This is a genomic window from Prolixibacteraceae bacterium (assembly GCA_019720755.1).
GTDB classification, from domain to species: Bacteria; Bacteroidota; Bacteroidia; order Bacteroidales; family Prolixibacteraceae; genus Halosquirtibacter; species Halosquirtibacter laminarini.
The window spans coordinates 3502524-3523070 of sequence record CP081303.1; the positions used below are offsets into that span (position 1 = coordinate 3502524).

General features: G+C 35.5%; 20 protein-coding genes. 12 read left to right on the top strand and 8 right to left on the bottom strand.

Annotation, left to right across the window (positions count from 1 at the left end):
* Positions 1 to 77 precede the first annotated feature (77 nt).
* The 3 genes from K4L44_13855 to fmt are packed head-to-tail and all read left to right on the top strand — an operon-like array spanning position 78 to position 2565.
* On the top strand, positions 78 to 1298 hold the full coding sequence (locus tag K4L44_13855; GenBank protein ID QZE16010.1) for a bifunctional 3,4-dihydroxy-2-butanone-4-phosphate synthase/GTP cyclohydrolase II: 1221 nt from the start codon (positions 78 to 80) through the stop codon (positions 1296 to 1298).
* Between the two features lie 34 nt (positions 1299 to 1332).
* Positions 1333 to 1578, top strand: coding sequence for a hypothetical protein (locus K4L44_13860; protein QZE13640.1), 246 nt, complete (start codon positions 1333 to 1335; stop codon positions 1576 to 1578).
* Positions 1579 to 1629: 51 nt separating this feature from the next.
* Positions 1630 to 2565, top strand: coding sequence for a methionyl-tRNA formyltransferase (fmt, locus tag K4L44_13865; GenBank protein QZE16011.1), 936 nt, complete (start codon positions 1630 to 1632; stop codon positions 2563 to 2565).
* 71 nt (positions 2566 to 2636) lie between these two features.
* Here fmt and K4L44_13870 read toward each other — a convergent pair whose 3' ends face one another.
* The 4 genes from K4L44_13870 to K4L44_13885 form a co-directional block, all read right to left on the bottom strand.
* Positions 2637 to 3611 carry a glucosaminidase domain-containing protein gene (locus tag K4L44_13870; protein ID QZE13641.1) on the bottom strand — a complete coding sequence of 325 codons (975 nt, stop codon included), beginning with the start codon at positions 3609 to 3611 and terminating at the stop codon, positions 2637 to 2639.
* A gap of 293 nt (positions 3612 to 3904) precedes the next feature.
* Positions 3905 to 6055 carry an LUD domain-containing protein gene (locus K4L44_13875; GenBank protein ID QZE13642.1) on the bottom strand — a complete coding sequence of 717 codons (2151 nt, stop codon included), beginning with the start codon at positions 6053 to 6055 and terminating at the stop codon, positions 3905 to 3907.
* Positions 6056 to 6065: 10 nt separating this feature from the next.
* A complete protein-coding gene (locus K4L44_13880; protein QZE13643.1) occupies positions 6066 to 6554 on the bottom strand; it encodes an LUD domain-containing protein in 489 nt (162 codons plus the stop codon).
* 543 nt (positions 6555 to 7097) lie between these two features.
* Positions 7098 to 7493, bottom strand: coding sequence for a hypothetical protein (locus tag K4L44_13885; protein ID QZE13644.1), 396 nt, complete (start codon positions 7491 to 7493; stop codon positions 7098 to 7100).
* 673 nt (positions 7494 to 8166) lie between these two features.
* On the opposite strand from K4L44_13885, the gene argH reads away from it, so the two are divergent.
* On the top strand, positions 8167 to 9501 hold the full coding sequence (argH, locus tag K4L44_13890) for an argininosuccinate lyase (GenBank protein ID QZE13645.1): 1335 nt from the start codon (positions 8167 to 8169) through the stop codon (positions 9499 to 9501).
* A gap of 39 nt (positions 9502 to 9540) precedes the next feature.
* On the opposite strand, the gene K4L44_13895 is transcribed toward argH, so the two are convergent.
* On the bottom strand, positions 9541 to 10119 hold the full coding sequence (locus tag K4L44_13895; protein QZE13646.1) for an aminodeoxychorismate/anthranilate synthase component II: 579 nt from the start codon (positions 10117 to 10119) through the stop codon (positions 9541 to 9543).
* A 266-nt stretch (positions 10120 to 10385) separates the two neighbouring features.
* Between K4L44_13895 and K4L44_13900 the strand changes: the two genes are divergently transcribed.
* Positions 10386 to 11231: a hypothetical protein gene (locus K4L44_13900; protein QZE13647.1), complete on the top strand. Its 846-nt coding sequence runs from the start codon at positions 10386 to 10388 to the stop codon at positions 11229 to 11231.
* 211 nt (positions 11232 to 11442) lie between these two features.
* On the opposite strand, the gene K4L44_13905 is transcribed toward K4L44_13900, so the two are convergent.
* Positions 11443 to 12477, bottom strand: coding sequence for a hypothetical protein (locus tag K4L44_13905; protein QZE13648.1), 1035 nt, complete (start codon positions 12475 to 12477; stop codon positions 11443 to 11445).
* A gap of 258 nt (positions 12478 to 12735) precedes the next feature.
* Here K4L44_13905 and K4L44_13910 point away from each other — a divergent pair, with 258 nt between their 5' ends.
* Both K4L44_13910 and K4L44_13915 read left to right on the top strand, forming a co-directional pair.
* Entirely contained in the window at positions 12736 to 13707 is a 972-nt protein-coding gene (locus tag K4L44_13910; protein ID QZE13649.1) for an aminodeoxychorismate synthase component I, read from the top strand.
* The gene (locus K4L44_13915) at positions 13691 to 14296 is read left to right on the top strand and encodes an aminotransferase class IV (protein ID QZE13650.1); all 606 of its coding nucleotides are present in this window, start codon (positions 13691 to 13693) and stop codon (positions 14294 to 14296) included. Before K4L44_13910 ends, K4L44_13915 begins: the two co-directional genes overlap by 17 nt.
* Positions 14297 to 14377: 81 nt before the next feature.
* On the opposite strand, the gene K4L44_13920 is transcribed toward K4L44_13915, so the two are convergent.
* A complete protein-coding gene (locus K4L44_13920; GenBank protein QZE13651.1) occupies positions 14378 to 14674 on the bottom strand; it encodes a DUF721 domain-containing protein in 297 nt (98 codons plus the stop codon).
* A complete protein-coding gene (gene recF, locus K4L44_13925) occupies positions 14671 to 15786 on the bottom strand; it encodes a DNA replication and repair protein RecF (GenBank protein QZE13652.1) in 1116 nt (371 codons plus the stop codon). The genes K4L44_13920 and recF overlap by 4 nt, the downstream gene beginning before the upstream one ends.
* 239 nt (positions 15787 to 16025) lie before the next feature.
* On the opposite strand from recF, the gene K4L44_13930 reads away from it, so the two are divergent.
* The 5 genes from K4L44_13930 (at position 16026) to K4L44_13950 (ending at position 20537) form a co-directional block, all read left to right on the top strand.
* A complete protein-coding gene (locus K4L44_13930) occupies positions 16026 to 16709 on the top strand; it encodes a tetratricopeptide repeat protein (protein QZE13653.1) in 684 nt (227 codons plus the stop codon).
* An 86-nt stretch (positions 16710 to 16795) separates the two neighbouring features.
* The gene (gene ribH, locus K4L44_13935; GenBank protein QZE13654.1) at positions 16796 to 17278 is read left to right on the top strand and encodes a 6,7-dimethyl-8-ribityllumazine synthase; all 483 of its coding nucleotides are present in this window, start codon (positions 16796 to 16798) and stop codon (positions 17276 to 17278) included.
* 440 nt (positions 17279 to 17718) lie between these two features.
* Positions 17719 to 18528, top strand: coding sequence for a hypothetical protein (locus K4L44_13940; GenBank protein ID QZE13655.1), 810 nt, complete (start codon positions 17719 to 17721; stop codon positions 18526 to 18528).
* Between the two features lie 106 nt (positions 18529 to 18634).
* On the top strand, positions 18635 to 19066 hold the full coding sequence (locus K4L44_13945) for a hypothetical protein (GenBank protein QZE13656.1): 432 nt from the start codon (positions 18635 to 18637) through the stop codon (positions 19064 to 19066).
* 91 nt (positions 19067 to 19157) lie between these two features.
* Complete coding sequence (locus K4L44_13950; protein ID QZE13657.1) at positions 19158 to 20537, top strand: phosphatase PAP2 family protein; 1380 nt, start codon at positions 19158 to 19160, stop codon at positions 20535 to 20537.
* Positions 20538 to 20547 lie beyond the last annotated feature (10 nt).

A 20547-nucleotide genomic window follows, 5' to 3' on the forward strand; every position in this document is an offset into this window, starting at 1 on the left:
TAAATAGGCGTCTGTCGTACAAAAAGAGTGAAGCAATGAATATAGCAAACACAGGCAATATTGACGCTCAAGGGGGAGTGTTAAATACCATCGAAGAGGCACTACAAGATATCAGAGATGGAAAATTTGTTATTGTCGTAGATGATGAAGATCGTGAGAATGAAGGAGATTTTATCTGTGCAGCAGAAAAGGTTACTCCTGAGATGGTCAATTTTATGGCAACCCACGGTAGAGGATTAGTATGTGTTTCGTTGACAGAAGCACGATGTGACGAGCTCGAACTAGAGATGATGGTTGGTAAGAACTCTTCTCATTATGATACTCCTTTTACTATCTCTGTAGATAAGATTGGGGATGGTTGTACTACGGGTATCTCTGCTCATGATAGAGCAAAAACAATTCAAGCATTAGTAGATCCGAATACTGATCCTGCTGTTCTTGGTAGACCTGGTCATATCTTTCCATTGAAAGCAAAAGAGCGTGGTGTTTTACGTAGAAGTGGACATACTGAGGCTTCTTCTGATTTGGCTCGTTTGGCAGGACTTTATCCTTCAGGAGTATTGGTGGAGATAATGAATGAAGATGGTTCTATGGCCAGACTTCCTCAGCTTATCGAGATAAGCAAGAAGTTTGGGATTAAGATAATCTCTATCGAGGATCTTATCTCTTATAGGCTGGAGAGAGAGAGTTTGATTGAGAGAGGTGATGAGGTTCAAATGCCTACACAAGATGGTCATTTCCGTTTGATCCCATTCCGCCAAAAATCCAATGGGGTAGAACATATCGCATTGATTAAAGGAGAGTGGGAAGAGGATGAGCCTGTCTTAGTTCGTGTGCACTCTTCTTGTGCAACAGGCGACATCTTTGGTTCTATGCGTTGTGAGTGTGGAGAACAGCTTCACAAAGCAATGTCGATGATTGAAGAGGCCGGTAAAGGGGCAGTCGTTTATATGCAACAAGAAGGTCGTGGTATTGGTCTAATGAACAAAATCAAGGCTTATAAGTTACAGGAAGAGGGACTTGATACTGTGGATGCAAATGTGCATCTTGGTTTCGATCCTGATGAACGTGACTATGGTGTTGGAGCGCAGATTCTTCGTAGTCTAGGGATCAAGAATATGAAATTGATGACCAACAATCCTATTAAACGTGTAGGTTTAGAAGGATATGGACTAAAAGTGGAAGAAACGGTTTCTATAGAAGTGGAACCAAATAAGTTTAATGCATTCTATATGAAAACAAAGAAGGATCGTATGGGACATGTATTAAGAAAGGTGGAGCCTAAAGGAAAAAAATAATACGATATAATTTTATTATAAAAGGCATATCCCTATGGATTTGCCTTTTTCATTTTTATCAAATTATCATATGCTATTTGATGACAAGCCTTTGCAGGACAAGCTCGAAGAGGGAGTGGATTACTATATGAGTGAGCATGGATACCGAGTTATGACAGAAAAATTTCTCATGAAAAAGGGATACTGTTGTGGTAGTGGTTGTAAGCATTGTCCTTATGAACCCCAAGCCATTAAAGGCAATACCACCTTGCAAGAGAAGTTTTTAAATAGTGATGAATAGTTTTTATTGTAGCAGATTATGAAGATTTCAAAAGATATCCGTATCGTTTTTATGGGAACTCCAGGCTTTGCTGTGGAGAGTTTAAAAGCATTAGTTGAAGGGGCTTACAATGTTGTAGCTGTGGTTACTGTTCCTGATAAACCGGCTGGACGAGGACAAAAAGTTCGTATGTCGGAGGTAAAACAGTATGCGTTAGAACACGACCTCCCTGTTTTACAACCAGAGAAATTAAAAACTCCTGAGTTTGTTGAAGCGTTGAGATCTTTTAAGGCTGATCTTCAAATTGTCGTTGCTTTTAGAATGTTGCCAGAAATAGTATGGGCTATGCCAAAGATGGGAACTTTCAATTTGCACGGTTCTCTGCTTCCAAATTATCGAGGGGCAGCTCCTTTAAATTGGGCTTTGATTAATGGAGATAAAAAGACAGGGGTCACTACTTTCTTATTAAAACATGAGATCGATACCGGAAATCTACTTTTCCAAGAGTCTATAGATATTGATCTATATGATAATGTGGGTACTGTTCATGACAAATTGATGGTGATTGGAGCTTCTTTGGTGTGTAAGACTGTAGATGCCTTAGCATCTGGTGATGTTGCTCCAATGGATCAAGATAAAATGATTGCTGAAGGTGCTGTGTCCAATCATGCTCCGAAGATATTTAAAGCAGATTGTCAAGTTTCCTCAGGTCTTAGTGTAATGGATTTTCACAATAAGGTGAGAGGATTATCTCCTTATCCAGCTGCTTGGATTGCATTAAATGATGGGGATAAGAAGTATACTGCAAAACTTTTTTCTACAATTCCTTCTGTAGAATCTCACACGGACCCAATAGGACAAGTTGTTCAAGATAAGGATATGTTAAGAGTCTCTTTGAAGGATGGTTATGTTTGGTTTGAAGAGATGCAACTTGCTGGAAAGAAAAGAATGAAAACCGTTCAATTTATCAATGGCTTTCGTATTGAAAAAGAGTTGATATTAGCATAATTCCCTCCATGGAATATCTACTTATTCTAGATAAATAGCATATTTATCTAGAATAAGTAATTTATTGTTTCTTATCTATTCCTAGGAGCTCTTCCTCTCAAATAGATTGTATCTCCAACATTTGGTTGACGTCCTCTACTCATTCTGTTACGGCGATATAGAGCCTTTAATCTAATACCATATTTTTGAGAAATATCATGCATGTTTTCTCCCTCTACCACAACATGGGTATTGGTTCCTCGTGCTGCTTTTCCTCTTTTTCGCTCTAGATATACATTGGTGTTCGGTTTTGGTAAATCTGATTCATGGGCATCATTATAGTTGAAAATTTCCCACTCCTTTAGTCCATATTTTTGAGCTATAGAAAGATATGTGTCTCCTTTAACGGAGACGATCATTCTACTCTTGTTGTTTTCTGTGATTCTATTTTTATTTCCAATAGTGAATTTAAATCCACCTGAACCACGGTCAAATGGTGATGCTTTATGGGTATTGTAATCTTTTTGGTAGAATTGGTCATATTGAGCAAGATCATTCTCTTCAATAATTCTTATTAAAAGTTGTGGATACTTGGGATTGGTTGCATATCCCGCTTTCTTAAGCCCTCTTGCCCATCTTTTATAGTCTGTTATTTTATGCTTGTAGAGAGGTTGATATCTCTTCTGTTGAAGAAAAATAGAGTGATCTTTGTAAGAGTGCTCTACGGTTTTGTATTTTCTAAAACATTCATTTTTCTTATCATCATCCAAGCGAACTGATGGTCCATCCCAAGAGCTATGACACTTTACGCCAAAATGGTTCTTTGCTTTTACTGCTAGATAACTATTTCCATCCCCCGATTCAAGTATCCCTTGGGCAAGTGTGATACTTGCAGGAATATGATATAGATTCATCTCTTTGATCGAAATTTCTCTATATTTTTCAATATATTCTTTACGAGTCAAAGGATTCTTTGGTCTGAATTTCTTTTTGTTGTTTGCTAAGGCAGGTGTGTTTATTAAGAACACACTATAGAGAACTAATAAGAATAGGGATGTTTTTTTCATCTCTTTGCAATAAGGTTGTATTAAATATGAACTTCTATTGGATAATATCCATTTTCATGGTGTTTTAAAGCAAGATATATACCATTATGTTTTATTAATCCTTAAAATTACTGAGAAAATATTATAAATATAAATATTTCTTCTTTAATCGTTGTTCTTCACCATCTAATGAGCCTTATTATAGCTTATATGATATCATTCGGACATAATATTATCTTTTTTTATATACAAAAGGCCATCCTCGGTGAGAAGATGGCCCTTGCAATTAAAATACAAAATCGAATTATCTATAACTATTTAGATACAACCTCTAGTTCATTTTCAATAAATGAAGAAAGGTGCATTACTTTCTTTTCAACTCCTTTATACATCAGTCCTCCATTAATTTGCATCACACAACCTGGGCAGTCGGTGATTACAATGTCTGCTTTGGTCTCTTCGATGTGCTCAATTTTCTTATTTAGTATACCATTAGATATAGGAGCGAAGTCAAGTGAATAAGTTCCACCGAAACCACAACAAACATTTGTATCTGTAAGTGGTTTGAACTGTTTGCCTAGAATATTTTTCAATAGATTTTCAGCAGTATAGTCCATGGATCTAGTGTTGTGACATGGAGTATGGTAAGTGACCGTTCTTCCGCCTTTCACTCTGAATTTTAGGTTTAGTTGCTCTAAGAACTGCCCCATTGGCATTAGTTTTTCTCCAATTTGTTTAGATAGTTTATATCTATCTGGATCTTCTCTTGTAAAGTCTAAGAACTCATGTTTGATTGCTCCACCACAAGTAGGACATACGACTAGGAATGCATCATAGTCTGCAGGCGACTTCATCTCATCCAAGTTTTTATGGATCATCGTTCTAGCATCTTCTGGATCTCCTGCAGCAATTGCTGGAAGTCCACAACAAACCGATTTTGATGGGATGTCAACCTGTACGCCATGTTTGTGAAGTAAGCGAGCCATTGCCATTCCAATCTCTGGATAGAAGTACTCTACAGCACATCCTGGATAGAAGAAGACTTTCTTCTTAGGATTTGCTAGAGGTTTAATCTCTTTTTGGAATGATTTTGTGAATGATTTCTTAGAAAGAGCAGGGAAGTGTCTAAAGTCTTTTTCTCCACTAAGGAAAGGTACTGTACCAATAATCTTTTCCTTATTAAACTTATTCTTTTTGGTTAAAGGGAATTGGAAAGTTGAACCTAAACCAACGAGATTTTTCATTGTATCAGGTTTCGCTACCACTCCTTTAAATACTTTCTTTTTAATGGTATTAATACCATATTTTTGTCCCACAACCATCTTGAGATTCGAGATCATCTTTTGAAGGTCGATTCCAGAAGGGCAGTTAAATGAACAAGCACGACAACCGATACACATTTTCAAGATGTCTTTTGCATCTGCATCACCTTGGTAAAGTGCAGTCAAAATAAGTCCAATAGAACCAATGTATCTATCACCATAAACATGACCACCTACCATCTCATATGCAGGGCATATATTGGCACAACTACCACAGCGAATACATTTTAATGCTTCTTTGAACTCTGGGTGTTCGAAGAATGCAAGACGACCGTTGTCTAGAAAGACATAGTGAGTCTCTTTTGTTCCTGTTTCGTTTTTGTGTGATGGGTTTTGACCTTTAATCCATGTAACATAAGACGTGATATTTTGTCCTGTAGCACTCTTAGGAAGTACTTTCACAATATCCATGGCCTGTGAGAAGTTGTCGCAAAGCTTTTCGTAACCAACCAATACAATATGTACAGGAGGTATAGTAGAAGACAAACGTGCATTTCCTTCGTTTGTTACAAGTCCAATGGTACCAGTTTCAGCAACAGCAATGTTCGCACCTGTCATACCAACACCCGCTTTGAAATAGTCGTCACGAAGATATTGTCTTGCGATCTCTACCATTCCTTTGATATCATCCGGATCTACAGGCTTACCTGTATATTCAGAGAAAAGTTTTGCTACTTGCTGACGCGTTTTGTGAATTGCAGGCATCACCATGTGTGAAGGGTGTTCGTTACCAATCTGGAGAATCCACTCCCCAAGGTCAGTTTCAATAGGATTTAAGCCATACTCTTCCAACTTGTGATTCAATTGAATCTCTTCAGAAGTCATCGATTTACTTTTCACCATGTACTTGGTGTTATGCTTCTTCATTACCTCAGCAATGTAGTCGCATGCATCTTGACCAGTTCGAGCTTGAAACACCTTAGCACCACTCTTCTCTGCATTCTCTTTAAAGCGATGGAACTGCTCCATTACTTTATTGATATCTCTGTCTTTTAGTTGATAAACTTTCTGACGAAGTGCTTCGAAATCGTGTCCTTGGTAGACATTTGCTTTAGATTGCTTATAAGATGATGCGAAATTTTTTAGGTTTTCGTGAAGTACATCGTCTTTAATTTTGTTACGAATTTGATCGTGGATGTTCATGGTAGTATTTTTATAGGTCTGAAACAATGAAGATAGTAAGCTCTCTAGGTCCGTGTGCACCTACTGTTAGTACACGTTCGATGTCGGCTGTTCGACTAGGACCAGAAATGAATGCGATATAACCACCTTGGTTCTTGGTGTTTTCTGTCATGAAATCAACGATATCATGACTGCATTCAACAATAGTTGAGGCTTTTACGATCACATAAAGATGCTCAGCAACACAGGTTGCAGTACGAACTTGCTCATTACTACACTCAAGAACAACAGTTCCTGTCTCTGCGATTGCATGATTTACTTCGACCAATGCTTCATCCACGCCCTCTTTGCCTATATAGTGCTGGTCGGCTTTTTGTAGGATTTCAGAAGAGAAAAATTTGAAGTCGTGTGCTTCTATTACCGAAAGAAGCTGTTCTTTTTTCATCACCTCCACAGTTGCCGTTACAGCAATAGCCTTCTGTGTAAAAAGGTCAATGATGGAATTTCCTTTACTTGTCATGATACAATTCCCCATTATTTCGTTAGCTACAATTGGCTCTATTTGCAAGTAATTTTCCCCCTTAACATGCAAAAAGAGTCTATCTTTTGTATTTTATTACTTCATCAAAATCAAAATGAATGTTGTTTTCCCCCACAAGCATTCATCCGATAGAGTGGTTTTAGTTTTGTTAGAAAACAGAGGAGTATAATATTCGTTTTTAAAAAATAAAATGCCTCTAGAATTTTGCTTTTATTATCGAATTAAATAATAATTTATTACTAATAAACCAGCTGATTCTTGAGGATCATAGATCTCTCTGTTTCTATATGCGATTTATAGAAATATTTTGAGAAAAAATAAGTGTTGCATAATATGTTAATCGAATGTTGTTTGCAATATATTGATAGATAGTATATTATGGATCGGTGGTTTTGTGTTATTTATTATTGTTCTTAGATTCATTATATATAAAAGTCTATTTTTAATGTGTTTTGACTAGACTAGCATTGTTTCTTGGACATCTAAAAATGGTTATTTTAAAGTCAAGCTTTTTTTGGGAATCTAGTATTGGTCTTTATCAATATAGAATAGGAAAAATGGGATCATGGAAAGTAGAATAAGAATGATTGGAGAGAAGACCCAGAATAACCAAAATAGAAGTATTAGTAATAGTATAATAATGAATTTAAAAACTATTCCAACTCTTGATGCGGTTGTTCTTGCCATTTGATTTTCAAAATGGGATAAAGTAATGTCACGAAACCGTGAGTAAATAAATTGAAGTAGGGCTGATATTACAATAGAGATAACTATCCGGATAATAGGGTTGAATAGATCGAAGAAATTAAGAGTTTTAACCGTAAAGATAAATCCAAAGTATAGAATGATTGCTACTATTTCAAGTTCTATTAGGTGATTTATACTACTTTGAATCTTTTGGAATATCTGTTTTATCATAAACCAGTAATTTACACTCTATGTTTTTCTTAAGATATGTTGTCCTGTGTGATAAATCATATAACAAAAGATACTACATATTTATGCTTTATTTAAAGGACTGTATTTAAATTTACCAAAGAAACAGTTTGACTGTATTATTTAGGTAAATATAATCTTTATTTATGTCGCTAATTTAAGGTTTTTATCCTTCACTAGTTGATGATAAACAATAATTTATTGACATCATGATAAACATATAGATCTTATAATATATATCCTGATGTAGGACATTAAACCGTTTTTGTCAAGCATTGTTATAGTGTATGAATGAAATTCATACACTATAACAAGATCTTTTCTAAGATCAATTTGTAAATAAATTTTTATTCTGTACGACTATGTGTGTACTAAAATTGAGATTTGAATTTTATATTATCACGATAAATAGTAGTCATAGTTGTGGTTATAGATTAATTCAAGCTGCATATTTATGCATAATATGATAAAATATTTCAGATAATATTCATTTGTATGTGTTTTTATTCAAATAAAATTGCATATTTGATGAATAATTGAACGATTTGTATATACGAATTCATTGTAGGTCTTACAGTAGACGCTGGTGATTCATATCCACTTTGTTTCAATTTTAGTCCGTTTACATAGACCTGAAAAATATTAGATATAGATTATGAAACTTTGGGATAAAGGGGGGCAGGTGGATGCTCAGATCGAAAAATTTACAGTAGGATTAGATAGAGAACTAGATAACCAACTAGCTAAATATGATGTATTAGGATCTATTGCACATATAACGATGTTGGAATCAATTGATCTTTTAGAAAAAGAGGAACTATTGCTGTTAAAACAAGCCCTTCGCGATATTTATAAGGATATTGAAGCAGGTAACTTTGTTATTGAGGATGGAGTGGAAGATGTTCATTCACAAGTGGAACTTATCCTTACAAATACCTTGGGAGATTTAGGAAAGAAGATTCATAGTGGGAGATCAAGAAATGATCAAGTATTGGTGGATCTGAAACTTTTCTTCAGAGATAAAATTAGGGAGTTGGTTGGCGACATTACCACCCTATTTAATAGTTTGTTAGCTCAGGCAGATAAACATAAGGATATCCTTATCCCTGGATATACACACCTTCAGGTCGCGATGCCATCTTCATTTGGTCTGTGGTTTGGTGCTTATGCAGAAAGTCTTATCGATGATGTTATCTCTCTTCATTCAGCATATCAGATTTCTAATCAAAATCCTTTAGGTAGTGCAGCAGGGTATGGGTCCTCTTTCCCTCTAAACAGACAGATGACGACAGATCTGTTACGTTTTGATTCGATGAATTACAATGTAGTATATGCTCAGATGGGAAGAGGTCGTGTGGAGAAGAATGTGGCATTTGGGCTTGCTAATGTTGCTTCTACTTTATCAAAGATGGCCATGGATGTTTGTCTCTATATGAGTCAGAATTTTGACTTTCTAACTTTACCTGATGCTTTGACTACTGGGTCTAGTATCATGCCTCATAAGAAGAATCCGGATGTTTTTGAACTTCTACGTTCGCATTGTAATCGAATACAGGGGTTACCTATGCAGATTACTTTGATGATGAATAATCTTCCTAGTGGCTATTTTAGAGACTTACAGTTGATAAAAGAGGAGATATTACCTGCATTGGATGAGATGCAAGAATGTATACATATCGCACAATATGCGATCGATAATTTGACTATAAAAGATAATATTATTCAAGATCCTAAATATCGTTTGCTTTTTAGTGTAGAGGAGGTGAATAAGTTAGTTCTTGAAGGGGTTCCTTTCCGTGATGCTTATAAGAAAGTAGGATTGGATATCCAAGATGGGAAATTTGATACGGATTATAATGTAGCTCATACACATGAGGGGAGTATTGGAAATCTATGTATTGATCAAGTAAAAGATAAAATGAAAAAGGTTACGAGTCAATTTCATTTTGAGAAGTTAGATGAGATGACTCATGACTTAATCGGCAAGTAAAATACATTAGGGAGAAGATAAGAAACATCTTCTCCTTAGTTAGCCTAATGACAACCAATGATCTATCATCTCTTGCCCTTGGGTTGTCATGATGGATTCTGGATGAAATTGGACCCCAAATACATTATATTCTTTGTGTTCTATTGCCATTATTCTCCCTTGTTCGTCTTTTGCAGAGACAATAATAGGCATCAGTGGATTGAATTGTTCTACATACCATGAATGGTATAAGCCTACCATTGTATTCTCTTTGGTGGTAAGTCTACATTTCTCTTGATTATTCCAATAAATCATTTTTTGCTGCCCGTGAACCACCTCTTTTAGTTGTACTAGAGGTGCTCCGTAGAATGACCCAATGGCTTGATGTCCTAAACAGACTCCTAAGATTACTTTGGAAGACTCGTAGTGTTCTAGTATTTCATACATCTTAGGCCTATCCTTTGGAAGGCTTGGCCCAGGAGAAAATATAATATGAGTAAAACTTACTATCTCTTCTAATGTTACAGTTTGATGTGATACTACTACCACCTCTTCAACTCCGATACTGGAATTGCTGATAAGCTGCTTTAAGTTGTATGTAAACGAGTCGTCGTTATCAATAATTATAACGCGTTTCATGACTTTATCTTTTTTTGATTCTCGCAAAAATAGTAAAACTATTTTGACAATTGGGTTCTTCTTTTATTGTTCGTTACACAAGATCATCAAGGCCAAATTACTTTATGATTGTGTCAGGTATTTCCTTTGTGTGAGAAAGGTGCTTTATATAAATTGTTAATGTCTGGTTAATTATGTTAATTATGTTAATTGATATAATATTGCATTGATTCATACGTCTGATATAGTACAATGATTTAATTAATTCATACTTTAAAAAATGTTATATGATATATAAGGGTTTGATTTACAGCATGGTAGTGCTTCTTTTTTTTACAGGTTGTAAAAAAGAGGATAACAATAGTAGTTTGGGTCCCAAAAATCTTAAGGAGTATTTAGTGAAAAAGTGTGCTTACGTACATGAGATCAATGGATTTTATGTGGTTGCAAGTGATGAAACTCCTAAAGAGTCTAATGGAAGTAGTTCTAAAGAGATATGGACTGAAGCGATTAAGCTATTTAGTAATTATTTAGATCAAGACGAAGATGGTGTAATAGATAGTGATAAGAATGAACTTGCAGATGGTTTAAGCAAAAATATGATCTTTTGTGTCGGTTCTGAAAAATTTGTAAATGCACTATCTGAATCCTCATTTACAGGTGATGTGGAGAATACGATTGGATTTATGACTGATAAATGGCCGTATGATAAAAGCTATACTGGTAAGGGGTGGACCTTGGATCAGTTGTCGTCTTCTACTTGGCGACCAGAACCGTTTAATGCGATATGGGAAGAGACTTATCACACAGTAACAGAAGCACTGAGTCGTATAGATGATAGTTTCAAATTCACTGAAGGTAAGTTACTTCGTGTGACAATGGATGCTGATATTGCAGATGGTACTTATAAAACAGAAGTGCAGAATAAAGAAGAGAATGGAAATTATGATAAAGTTACAGCTGTGAATGAGTATATACATCAGATTTGGGCTATCTCTAACTGTGGACAAGAGTCCAAGTTAAATAGCCATCAAACAAAGGCCTTGAAATTTATGAAAGAAAAAGGTGTGGACCTAAGAGTGAACCCTAAGTATGCACATCAACTTGGAAATACTGTGAAGCCTGTAAAGTGATGATAATCCATATGAATTTAGAATGAGTGAAATATCGATTAAGAGTTTTGTAAATAACATACCTAATAGATAGTTCTTCTTTGTGCTCACTCTTTTTATGAGACCATATTTTAAGAAAGCAACTCCTTAATTATTACATTATAAAGGAGTTGCTTCTTATGTTGTTCTATATAAAGGATTTCATTATTTCCTTTGCTTTTTACGACAGGATCTAGATCGTAAACTTACCGATGCTAAATGGTGCATCACTATTTTCTCTGTAAAGAATAACTTCTTGTTGGTTTGGAAGAACTACAAATTGATCAAAATTGTGATCCGTTTTCATACTTTTCAGTAGGTTTCCTTGACGATCTAAAGTGAGTAGATTATCAAAGCCTACATAATAGTTCTTGCCATTGTTTTTCTTTTTGTATATCGGTTTGTCTTGGTGATCAACAAAAAGATAGTCATTGCAAAATTGAGCATGTTTGAAATAACAGTGTTCATTACTTTTTTTCATGTTCTTTCCTCCCATAATATTACGAATACTATTTCCTTCTGCATCTACAATGGAGATCATATTGTAAGATGTATAGGATATGCACATTCTGTCTCGATCTTTTTCGAGATAGCATAAGAGTTTGGATGGATCCATATTCTCTAGTTTAGAATCGATACGAGCATTATGAGCAATATGTTTGATGATTTGTTTATCCATGAAGTTTCCTTTGACAATATTTAGAAGAAGCACGTTATTATTTTCTTCTGATACATCCATTTTTGTAGCAGTATATTGATTGTTTTTCCCCATTTGTATGCTTGTAAGGAAGTTTTCAATCTTGCTAAATACTGAGGGAAGGTAGTTCTCTTTCTTCAATACTTCTTGAATATTGTAGTAGTAGATGAGGTGTTTAGAGTAATCTACCATAAGAAATCCCTTTTTGTAAGGAATGATTTGATTATATCGAGAGATCTCCTGTGGTCCTTCTCCTTTAACTCCAGTTTGTGCTAAAGGTTTTAGTGTCTCTTTATCAATGATATGTATTCCTCTATTGTCTGCTGATTTATCTACTATAACGAGATAATTACTGTCAATTAATTTAATCTCTTTTACTGCCCCTATATTTAATTCATTTAAGGAGTTGCAAGCTTTTGTCGAAAGTTTGCTTGTTTCACACTTTGCTTGATCTAAAGTATAGTCATGTGATAATTTTGTCTTACATCCCATGCATATTGCGATAGCAATTAAAAATATGGATATTCTCATAGTTGTTTAATGTATGTCAAATAGTGTTTTTATATCAAAAAATATGCCATGATTATGTTCTTTTGAACTTTAAGTATAGAATTCTGAGAAGTTTAAATCGCAAAAACTGATGTTTGCTCGAAGACTATAATTTATACTTGTTTGCGAGTCCTAAAAACGATAGTTTTGTAAATGAATAAATATAGTTGTAGATCTGTTTGTAGGGAAGATACGTAAGGAGCGTATCCCCACTGTAAAAGGAACTTTTTGGGTATTGAGATGAATAATCAGCTAATTGATAGGATGAATTTTCTTGGAGCAAAGAGAGCTCCATTCTTTTTTATGATTGACTATAGAGGGGAGTCGGGCAAAGTGATTCCTTTAGATGAGTTGGATCATAATAGCATCCGATTTGATTTTAATGGAATGAGAAATCACTCGGAATTGAACAACTCTCATAGAGATGATATTCTGCTAAAATCACATCCGCACTCATTAGAGTATTTTCAGAAAGCTTTTCATATTGTTCGTGATGGTTTGAACCATGGGGACTCTTTCCTTACAAACCTTACGATGAAAACACCTGTAGATGTTTCTGTCGACTTGCAAACGGTCTTCGAAAATGTAAAAGCGAAGTATCGTTTATGGTATCGAAATCACTTTGTTTGCTTTTCTCCTGAGATATTTGTGCAGATAAAAGATCACACAATCTCCTCTTTCCCCATGAAAGGTACGATAGATGCCAATGTTCCTGATGCTTTCAATATCATTATGAATGACCCCAAGGAACTTTCTGAGCACTTTACTATTGTTGATTTAATACGCAACGATTTAAGTAGTGTCTCTCAAAATGTCATGGTGGAGAAGTTTCGTTATATCGATCGTGTGGAGACTCAAAATGGAGCGCTACTACAAGTTAGTTCACATATTAAAGGGGAACTAGAGGACGATTGGCACTCTAATATTGGAAATATCTTTAATAAACTTTTGCCTGCGGGTTCCATTACAGGAGCTCCAAAGAAACGTACCTGTGAGATTATTGAAGAGGCAGAAAAGTCGAAGAGAGGATACTATACAGGGGTCTCTGGTATATACGATGGAGAGTCACTCGATTCTATGGTAATGATTCGCTTTATAGCAGAAGAGGGGGATAGATATTTCTTTCATAGTGGAGGAGGAATCACTGCAATGAGTGATTTAGAATCAGAATATGAAGAGATGAAAAACAAGATATATGTGCCTATTTATTGAGACCATATGTGTGAGTGATGGAAAAGTGAAAGCGCTAGAATACCATCAGCAAAGACTGAATCGCACTTTACAATATTTTTATCCCATAGCTGCCATCGATCTTAAGGCTTTTACAGATTCATTAGATCTGCCCATGAGTGGTACTTATCGTTTAACAATAACCTATGGTAGAGATGTTATTGATTATAAAATGGTCCCTTACAATATTCGATCTATAGAACGTTTTGTCTGTGTGGAGGCTCCCGATATTCGTTATGACTTTAAATATGAGAATAGGGATGCACTGAACTTATGTCGTGACCTGGTAGGGGAAAATGAAGAGCCAATATTGATTCAGAATGGATTGGTGACGGATACTACATATACCAACCTTATCTTTTATAGAGACGGTAGGTGGTTTACCCCCAAAGAACCTCTCTTAAAAGGAACACAACGTCAATTTTTGCTTGAACAGAAGCTTATTGAGACATGCGATATCTATCAACATGATTTGCATTTATATGAAAAGTTTCGCCCAATTAATGCGATGATGGGATGGGATAATGCGCCTTGTTTTTCTATCATTGAGCATCTTGTTGATTCACTATAATGAGAATGCATTGAGATTAAAACATCTAGAATGTAGCGTTGGATTGATAATTTGAATGCAAGTATGCTAAAACATGTGAGTCTATTCTATCTTAATTTCTTTTACTACCTCCTGTTTTAGGTGTTCATTAATATTTCGAATAATGTGATTTCGCATCATATAGACATCATGTTTGATGATAGAACTGTCTAACTTGACATGTAATACCCCCTCTTTCATATAGAGTTTTTGGGTACGTTCCATAATATTGGGACCCATAATCTGTTGCCAAGCCTCCAATGCTTCCACCTCTTTGAGTTTATGTTGAAGTGGAGATTTCTTGAGATATTTCTTTAATACTTCCCCCAGTGGTTGTGGTTGATATTTTCGATATTTCATAACTGTTGGTCTAATTCTGACACATCTCCTTTGTCAAGTTGGAAGATTTTGTAGTCGGCACCCTTTTTTTTGAAAATTTGATCTATATGTTCCCTGTTAGTATCTGATATGAAAATTTGTCCAAAATCATCTTTAGAGACCAAATCGATTATTTGTTCAACGCGTTCGGCATCTAATTTATCAAAAATATCATCAAGAACGAGTATTGGTGTAGACTTATTTAGATGTTTCATGAAATCAAATTGGGCAAATTTAAGAGAGATAAGATAACTTTTATTCTGTCCCTGTGATCCAATCTTTTTCATCAAATAATCGTCTAGCTTAAGTTCTAAATCGTCTTTATGAGGACCTGTTGTAGTATAACCCATCGCAAGATCTTTCTGTCTACTCTCTTTCAAAAGTACTTCATACGAGCTCTTATGAAGTGCGGATTTATAAATAAGATCTACTTGCTCTTGTCCGTTACAGATAAAATGATAGTGTTTCTTGAAAATAGGTAAGAATGTTTCAATGAAATTAGCCCGAGCTGTATATATCTTTCCTCCATAATGAATGAGCTGTTGGTCATACACTAAAAGTGTCTCTTCGTCAAAAAAACGTTGACTCGCAAATTGTTTTAAAAGCTGATTCCTCTGTAGTAGAGTCCTGTTGTAAGCGATAAGGTCATGAAGAAAGCCTTTGTTGTATTGGGATATCACACCATCCATAAACTTTCTACGTGCTTCACTACCCCCTTGAATTAAGTTTTGATCAGAAGGAGAGATTAAAACTAGAGGAAATAGACCAATATGTTCTGAAAGTTTCTGATATTCACGATCTTCTCGTTTAAACTTTTTCTTTTGTCCTATTTTATAGCCACATGACAGTACTTCCTGACTCTCTCCTATTTGATACGTTCCCTGTAGCATAAAGAAGGATTCGTCATGCATTACGTTCTGTTTGTCAGAACTAGAGAAGTAACTTTTACAAAAAGATAGGTAGTATATTGTATCCAATATATTGGTTTTCCCCATCCCATTTTTCCCTATAAAACAGTTAAATTTATGAGAAAGGTGAAGGTCAACTTGACCAATATTTTTGTAATTAATAACCGATAAATTTTTAAGATACATGAGGTGACTGCTCCTTATTTCTTTTTTTACTTGCATTATTAAAAACAAAAGTATTAATTTTATAGCTGTCGATAGTATAGAACAGTATTATTATTTGAGTGGAATGGATCTTTTTTTGATAAATTATTACCATCTATTCTCATAAACAGAACAAAATAAAGCTGTTTTTTATCGAAAAAAAATTATTTTTGCCTTCGTACGTAAACAAAACAAACGAAAAATAGATAACAAATTTAAATATGAGCAAGCACGATCAAAACGATCAAATGGATGAAAAATTCCATGAGATTGAAGAAGGACTGAATACTGCAGAGCAGTTTATGGAAAAAAATAGCAAGAGATTAACCATTGGTTTTGGTACACTTTTTCTTCTTGCAGTGGTTATTATCTGTTATTTTAAATACTACAAAGCTCCTCGTGAAGGGAAAGCACGTACTGAAGTTTTTGTGGCACAAAATAACTTTGATCGTGACTCTTTCGATTTAGCTCTTAATGGTGATGGAAGTGGTAATAGTGGTTTCCTAGATATTATCGATGACTTTAGTGGAACACCAACTGCAAATATGGCAAACTATTATGCAGGTATTTCATATCTTCACCTTGGTCAATATGAAGATGCTATCAAGTATCTTTCTGCTTTCTCTACAGAAGACCGCATGTTGAAGCCTATTTCAATTGGTGCACAAGGAGATGCTTATTCTCAACTTAAGCAAGAGGATAAAGCAATCGAGATGTACATTAAAGCTGCCAATAGTATCAAAAACGACATGACAACTCCTCTTTATCTTTTTAAAGCGGTGAAGTTAATCGAAATCAAAGGCAACAAGACAAAAGCTATCGAACTTCTTGAGCAAATCAAAAACGATTATCCTAAGAGTAACGAAGCTCGTATTGTAAACAAATACATTGAACGTTTGAAGTAAGCTTATTGCTTATCTCTTAAAATATTAAAATCCTTCCCTCTCGGAAGGATTTTTTTTATTTTTGTGTGTTACTATTATTTATTATCATGGCTACAAAAAACTTATCAGAGTATAATTTCGATGCAGTGCCTTCTGCACAAGGAATGAAAATTGGATTAGTGGTTGCGGAATGGAATTATCATATTACAGGAAGCATGGCACAAGGAGCAAAAGACACATTGATGAAACATGGTGTGTCTGAAGAGGATATTATCATCAAACATGTTCCTGGCACATTTGAGTTACCTTTAGGGGGGCAATGGATGGCAGAGTATACGGATGTGGATGCGATTATTCATATCGGTTGTGTTATCCAAGGCCAAACACGTCATTTTGATTACGTATGTGATGGAGTGACTAAAGGGACTACGGACCTGAACCTAAAATATAATAAACCTTTTATTTTCTGTGTTCTAACCGATAACGAGGAGCAACAAAGTATTGATCGCTCTGGTGGAAAACTAGGGAATAAAGGGGATGAGGCTGCTGTTGCAGCGATTAAGATGGTAGATCTAAAGAAACAATTCTAAATGGTATTGCTTCATGCTCCATTGAGATAAAATTATTGTTTTTGAATTTTAATAAAGGGAAGCTTTTAAATAAAGGCTTCCCTTTTTCATCTTATTTCTGTGTGTTGCCTAGTAAAAATATACCTAGGTCTATAATCCCTCATTATTTTGTTGTGACTGGATGAGCTTTAATACATTTCCATGATTTATTATAATGGCTGTAACTTGATTGTTATATCCCTCTAGTACAGAGTTTCATTAGAATAGAAGAATCTCCTCTTTTGTTTTGTGCACTTTTTCTTTAGAATGTACAAAATGCATCGTATTACATGGTCTTTGTAATTGGAATTTAATAATCAAATAAGAACGAGTGTTATGTTTTGTTCTTATCTAAATTGAATCTATTGTATTATATGGTTAAAGTTGCTAACTTGGTGTTATAATCTTGAACCTTAGAAGTTATGCAATCTATTTTCTCCTACAGAGGGTGTCTTTTGATGCTCTTTTATTGTCTATGTATTGACCCTATATATTCGCAGTATGTTGTTATTCATACCGCCAGTAATCAGTGTAAGAATTGTGGCGATAATGAGGACTTTGATCACGACGGGGTTCCTAATGGGGTTGATCTAGATGATGATAATGATGGAATCTTAGATGAATATGAATCGTTCCAAGAGATTAAGACATTTTATAATGGCGATTTTGAAATGTATCCTGTTAATGAGTTTCACGATAAATATTCGTCTAATGGGGTGTATAGTGGATTTATTACCATAGGTAGGGGTGATGGAGGATATGGCTGGCAAACTACAGATCCTACAGGAAGGGTCGAGATATGGCAGAGTGGTTGTTGGGGAACCTATGCTAAAAGTGGGAAGCAGTATATCGAGCTAAATTCCGACAATCCCTCTAGGCTTTTTCAAGTGTTTGCAGTCAAACCAGGAGAATTGATCTATTATAAAGTTTCCCATAGGGCAAGACGGTTTCCTGATTGGGCATCTCCTGATGATCCTGATGTTACGAAGCCTACTGATGTGGACGTAATGAGCATCTATATCTTTCCTGATAACCCTTTACAACCTAATAGAGAAAAGATACCCCCAGTAGAACCAATACAAGAAGTTGCATCCACTTATGTCAATTGGCATACCGTTACAGGTCATTACCGTGTTCCTGCAGGAGTTACCCATGTACAGTTGGGTTTTATGGCAAAATCTACCTCTTCTGAATATATGTCAGTAGGTAATTTTCTTCAGGTCTTGACATAAAATGGAACGATTACAACCTTTTTAAGTTTGGAGACTGTGAAAAAGTTTCATCCTCACCGGAGCAAATTCATTATGTGCTAATCAATGTGGAACATTTTATCGAAATGTGTCTCTTATACGAACGCTTCCCAATGGTAAGCAGTTTATAAGAAATAAAAGAATTCGTTTTACTATAGAGGATAAACTCCCTCCTGTAATTGTATTGAAAGATACCTCTGAGCCTTTTCTTTTTGATGGATGTGATGTGGATGCTGCTATGATGGTTTTGAATATTAAAGATCTATTTACGTCGTATTCAGATAACTATACTGCAAAGGGTGCTCTACGATATCAAGTGAAGGTCGTGAGTCTGACTGGAGATCTTTTGTCTGATTGGAGTAATATTTCAGATATTGAAAACTATGCTATTCCAGTGAATGTAAAGAGCTATAAAGTACTTCTAAGAGTGATGGATAACAACAACAATTATTCTGATATGACCCTTGGAAAGGTGAAGATATTTAATACTCCACAGTTTTTGAATGTTAAAATCGGATGATATAAAAGTTAAAAATAATGTATTTTGCGCCTTAAACAGCATAATAATGAAAATAATACGTTTAACATATTAAATTAAATAAATATGTTAGATGTATTGTTTGTCTCAGTGTAAGAATATGTGTATATGGGCTTTACTATTTTGTCTTTTTATTAGTCAAAATATAGCTCAAGCCACAGATAAGAAAAAAGAGTATCCTTCTGTTTTTAATTGGAAGGCAGTCCAAACTAACTCTATGGATAGCATTCCTTATCCAACAGAGAAGTTATATCCAAAATATTTTGATAACCGAATTGTAATTCCTGTATCCATGATGGCTATGGGGGGGCTTTTGTGGAATCAACGAGGAGATGTAAAAGAGATGCGTGACAACTATATGCTTGGATACAAGTTTCATATAGATGATTACATGCAATATGCTCCGGGTGCTATTGTTTATGGTTTAAATGCTTTAGGCATTGAGGGGCACCATACGGTAAAGAGGGCCACAGTCTCTTTGGGGGCTAGTGTTATTATTATGGGTGTTGCTGTTAATGCTCTTAAATACACAGTCAAAGAACCTCGACCAGATGGCTCTGCTAGTAATTCGTTTCCTTCAGGACATACTGCGATGGCCTTTACGATGGCTACTTTCCTTCATAAAGAGTATGGTCTATATAGAAGTCCTATCTATAGTATGGTTGGTTATGCGCTAGCAGGTGCTACTGGAATCTATCGCGTGCTGAACAACAAGCATTGGATCTCAGATGTGATGTTTGGTGCAGGAATCGGTATTCTAAGTACGGAGGCGGGATATGCTTTAACCCAATGTATGATGGGTGATAAGGGAACTAGATCTCTTGAGAACCGAAAGCAAAAACGATATCATTCGGCGAAACCTCACTTTACGAGGATCTATATTGGCCGTACGATGCCTTTAGGACTCTTAAATAACGAGGAGAGTCCTGAGATATATGCAACACATGGTGTGGAGTATGGGATGAAGGCCGGATATTTTCTCAATACCCATTGGGGTATCGGAGGAGAAATGAATGCTACTTCGTTTTGGATGCAAACACGACGAGATCTTCTTAATGCAAAGCCTGAGCTTATGGGTAGTGCTTCCGTATATATAGGTCCTGCTTATAGTACGATGGTTGGAAAATATTGTAGGTTTGATGCGGACCTCCTTGGAGGATATTGGGTTGGTGCCAAAAACAAGATAACCTCTTTAGATCCTGAAGATACTATTGATGGGGTTCCTTTGACCATCACATGGAAGCCAAGCTCCTCTTTTGGATTTAGTACGTCTGCATCTTTTCATCGTATGATTGGATCAAATTTCGGTTTAGGTGTCTATGGTAGATATGCGATGTCTCGACCGGCTTTTAAGATGGAATCGAATCAGCCGCAAGAGGAAGAATTTTCTGAAGACCTATTTAATTGGCAACAATGGAGTGTTGGACTTTCATTGACAGGATATCTGTGGTAGTCTATTAGAC

Excerpts from the sequence above, each read along its gene's own strand:
- K4L44_13860 (QZE13640.1), top strand. The coding sequence starts at position 1,333 with ATGGATTTGCCTTTTTCATTTTTATCAAATTATCATATGCTATTTGAT.
- fmt (QZE16011.1), top strand. The coding sequence starts at position 1,630 with ATGGGAACTCCAGGCTTTGCTGTGGAGAGTTTAAAAGCATTAGTTGAA.
- K4L44_13870 (QZE13641.1), bottom strand. The coding sequence starts at position 3,611 with ATGAAAAAAACATCCCTATTCTTATTAGTTCTCTATAGTGTGTTCTTA.
- K4L44_13875 (QZE13642.1), bottom strand. The coding sequence starts at position 6,055 with ATGAACATCCACGATCAAATTCGTAACAAAATTAAAGACGATGTACTT.
- K4L44_13880 (QZE13643.1), bottom strand. The coding sequence starts at position 6,554 with ATGACAAGTAAAGGAAATTCCATCATTGACCTTTTTACACAGAAGGCT.
- K4L44_13885 (QZE13644.1), bottom strand. The coding sequence starts at position 7,493 with ATGATAAAACAGATATTCCAAAAGATTCAAAGTAGTATAAATCACCTA.
- argH (QZE13645.1), top strand. The coding sequence starts at position 8,167 with ATGAAACTTTGGGATAAAGGGGGGCAGGTGGATGCTCAGATCGAAAAA.
- K4L44_13895 (QZE13646.1), bottom strand. The coding sequence starts at position 10,119 with ATGAAACGCGTTATAATTATTGATAACGACGACTCGTTTACATACAAC.
- K4L44_13900 (QZE13647.1), top strand. The coding sequence starts at position 10,386 with ATGATATATAAGGGTTTGATTTACAGCATGGTAGTGCTTCTTTTTTTT.
- K4L44_13905 (QZE13648.1), bottom strand. The coding sequence starts at position 12,477 with ATGAGAATATCCATATTTTTAATTGCTATCGCAATATGCATGGGATGT.
- K4L44_13910 (QZE13649.1), top strand. The coding sequence starts at position 12,736 with ATGAATAATCAGCTAATTGATAGGATGAATTTTCTTGGAGCAAAGAGA.
- K4L44_13915 (QZE13650.1), top strand. The coding sequence starts at position 13,691 with ATGTGCCTATTTATTGAGACCATATGTGTGAGTGATGGAAAAGTGAAA.
- K4L44_13920 (QZE13651.1), bottom strand. The coding sequence starts at position 14,674 with ATGAAATATCGAAAATATCAACCACAACCACTGGGGGAAGTATTAAAG.
- recF (QZE13652.1), bottom strand. The coding sequence starts at position 15,786 with ATGTATCTTAAAAATTTATCGGTTATTAATTACAAAAATATTGGTCAA.
- K4L44_13930 (QZE13653.1), top strand. The coding sequence starts at position 16,026 with ATGAGCAAGCACGATCAAAACGATCAAATGGATGAAAAATTCCATGAG.
- ribH (QZE13654.1), top strand. The coding sequence starts at position 16,796 with ATGGCTACAAAAAACTTATCAGAGTATAATTTCGATGCAGTGCCTTCT.
- K4L44_13940 (QZE13655.1), top strand. The coding sequence starts at position 17,719 with ATGCAATCTATTTTCTCCTACAGAGGGTGTCTTTTGATGCTCTTTTAT.
- K4L44_13950 (QZE13657.1), top strand. The coding sequence starts at position 19,158 with ATGTATTGTTTGTCTCAGTGTAAGAATATGTGTATATGGGCTTTACTA.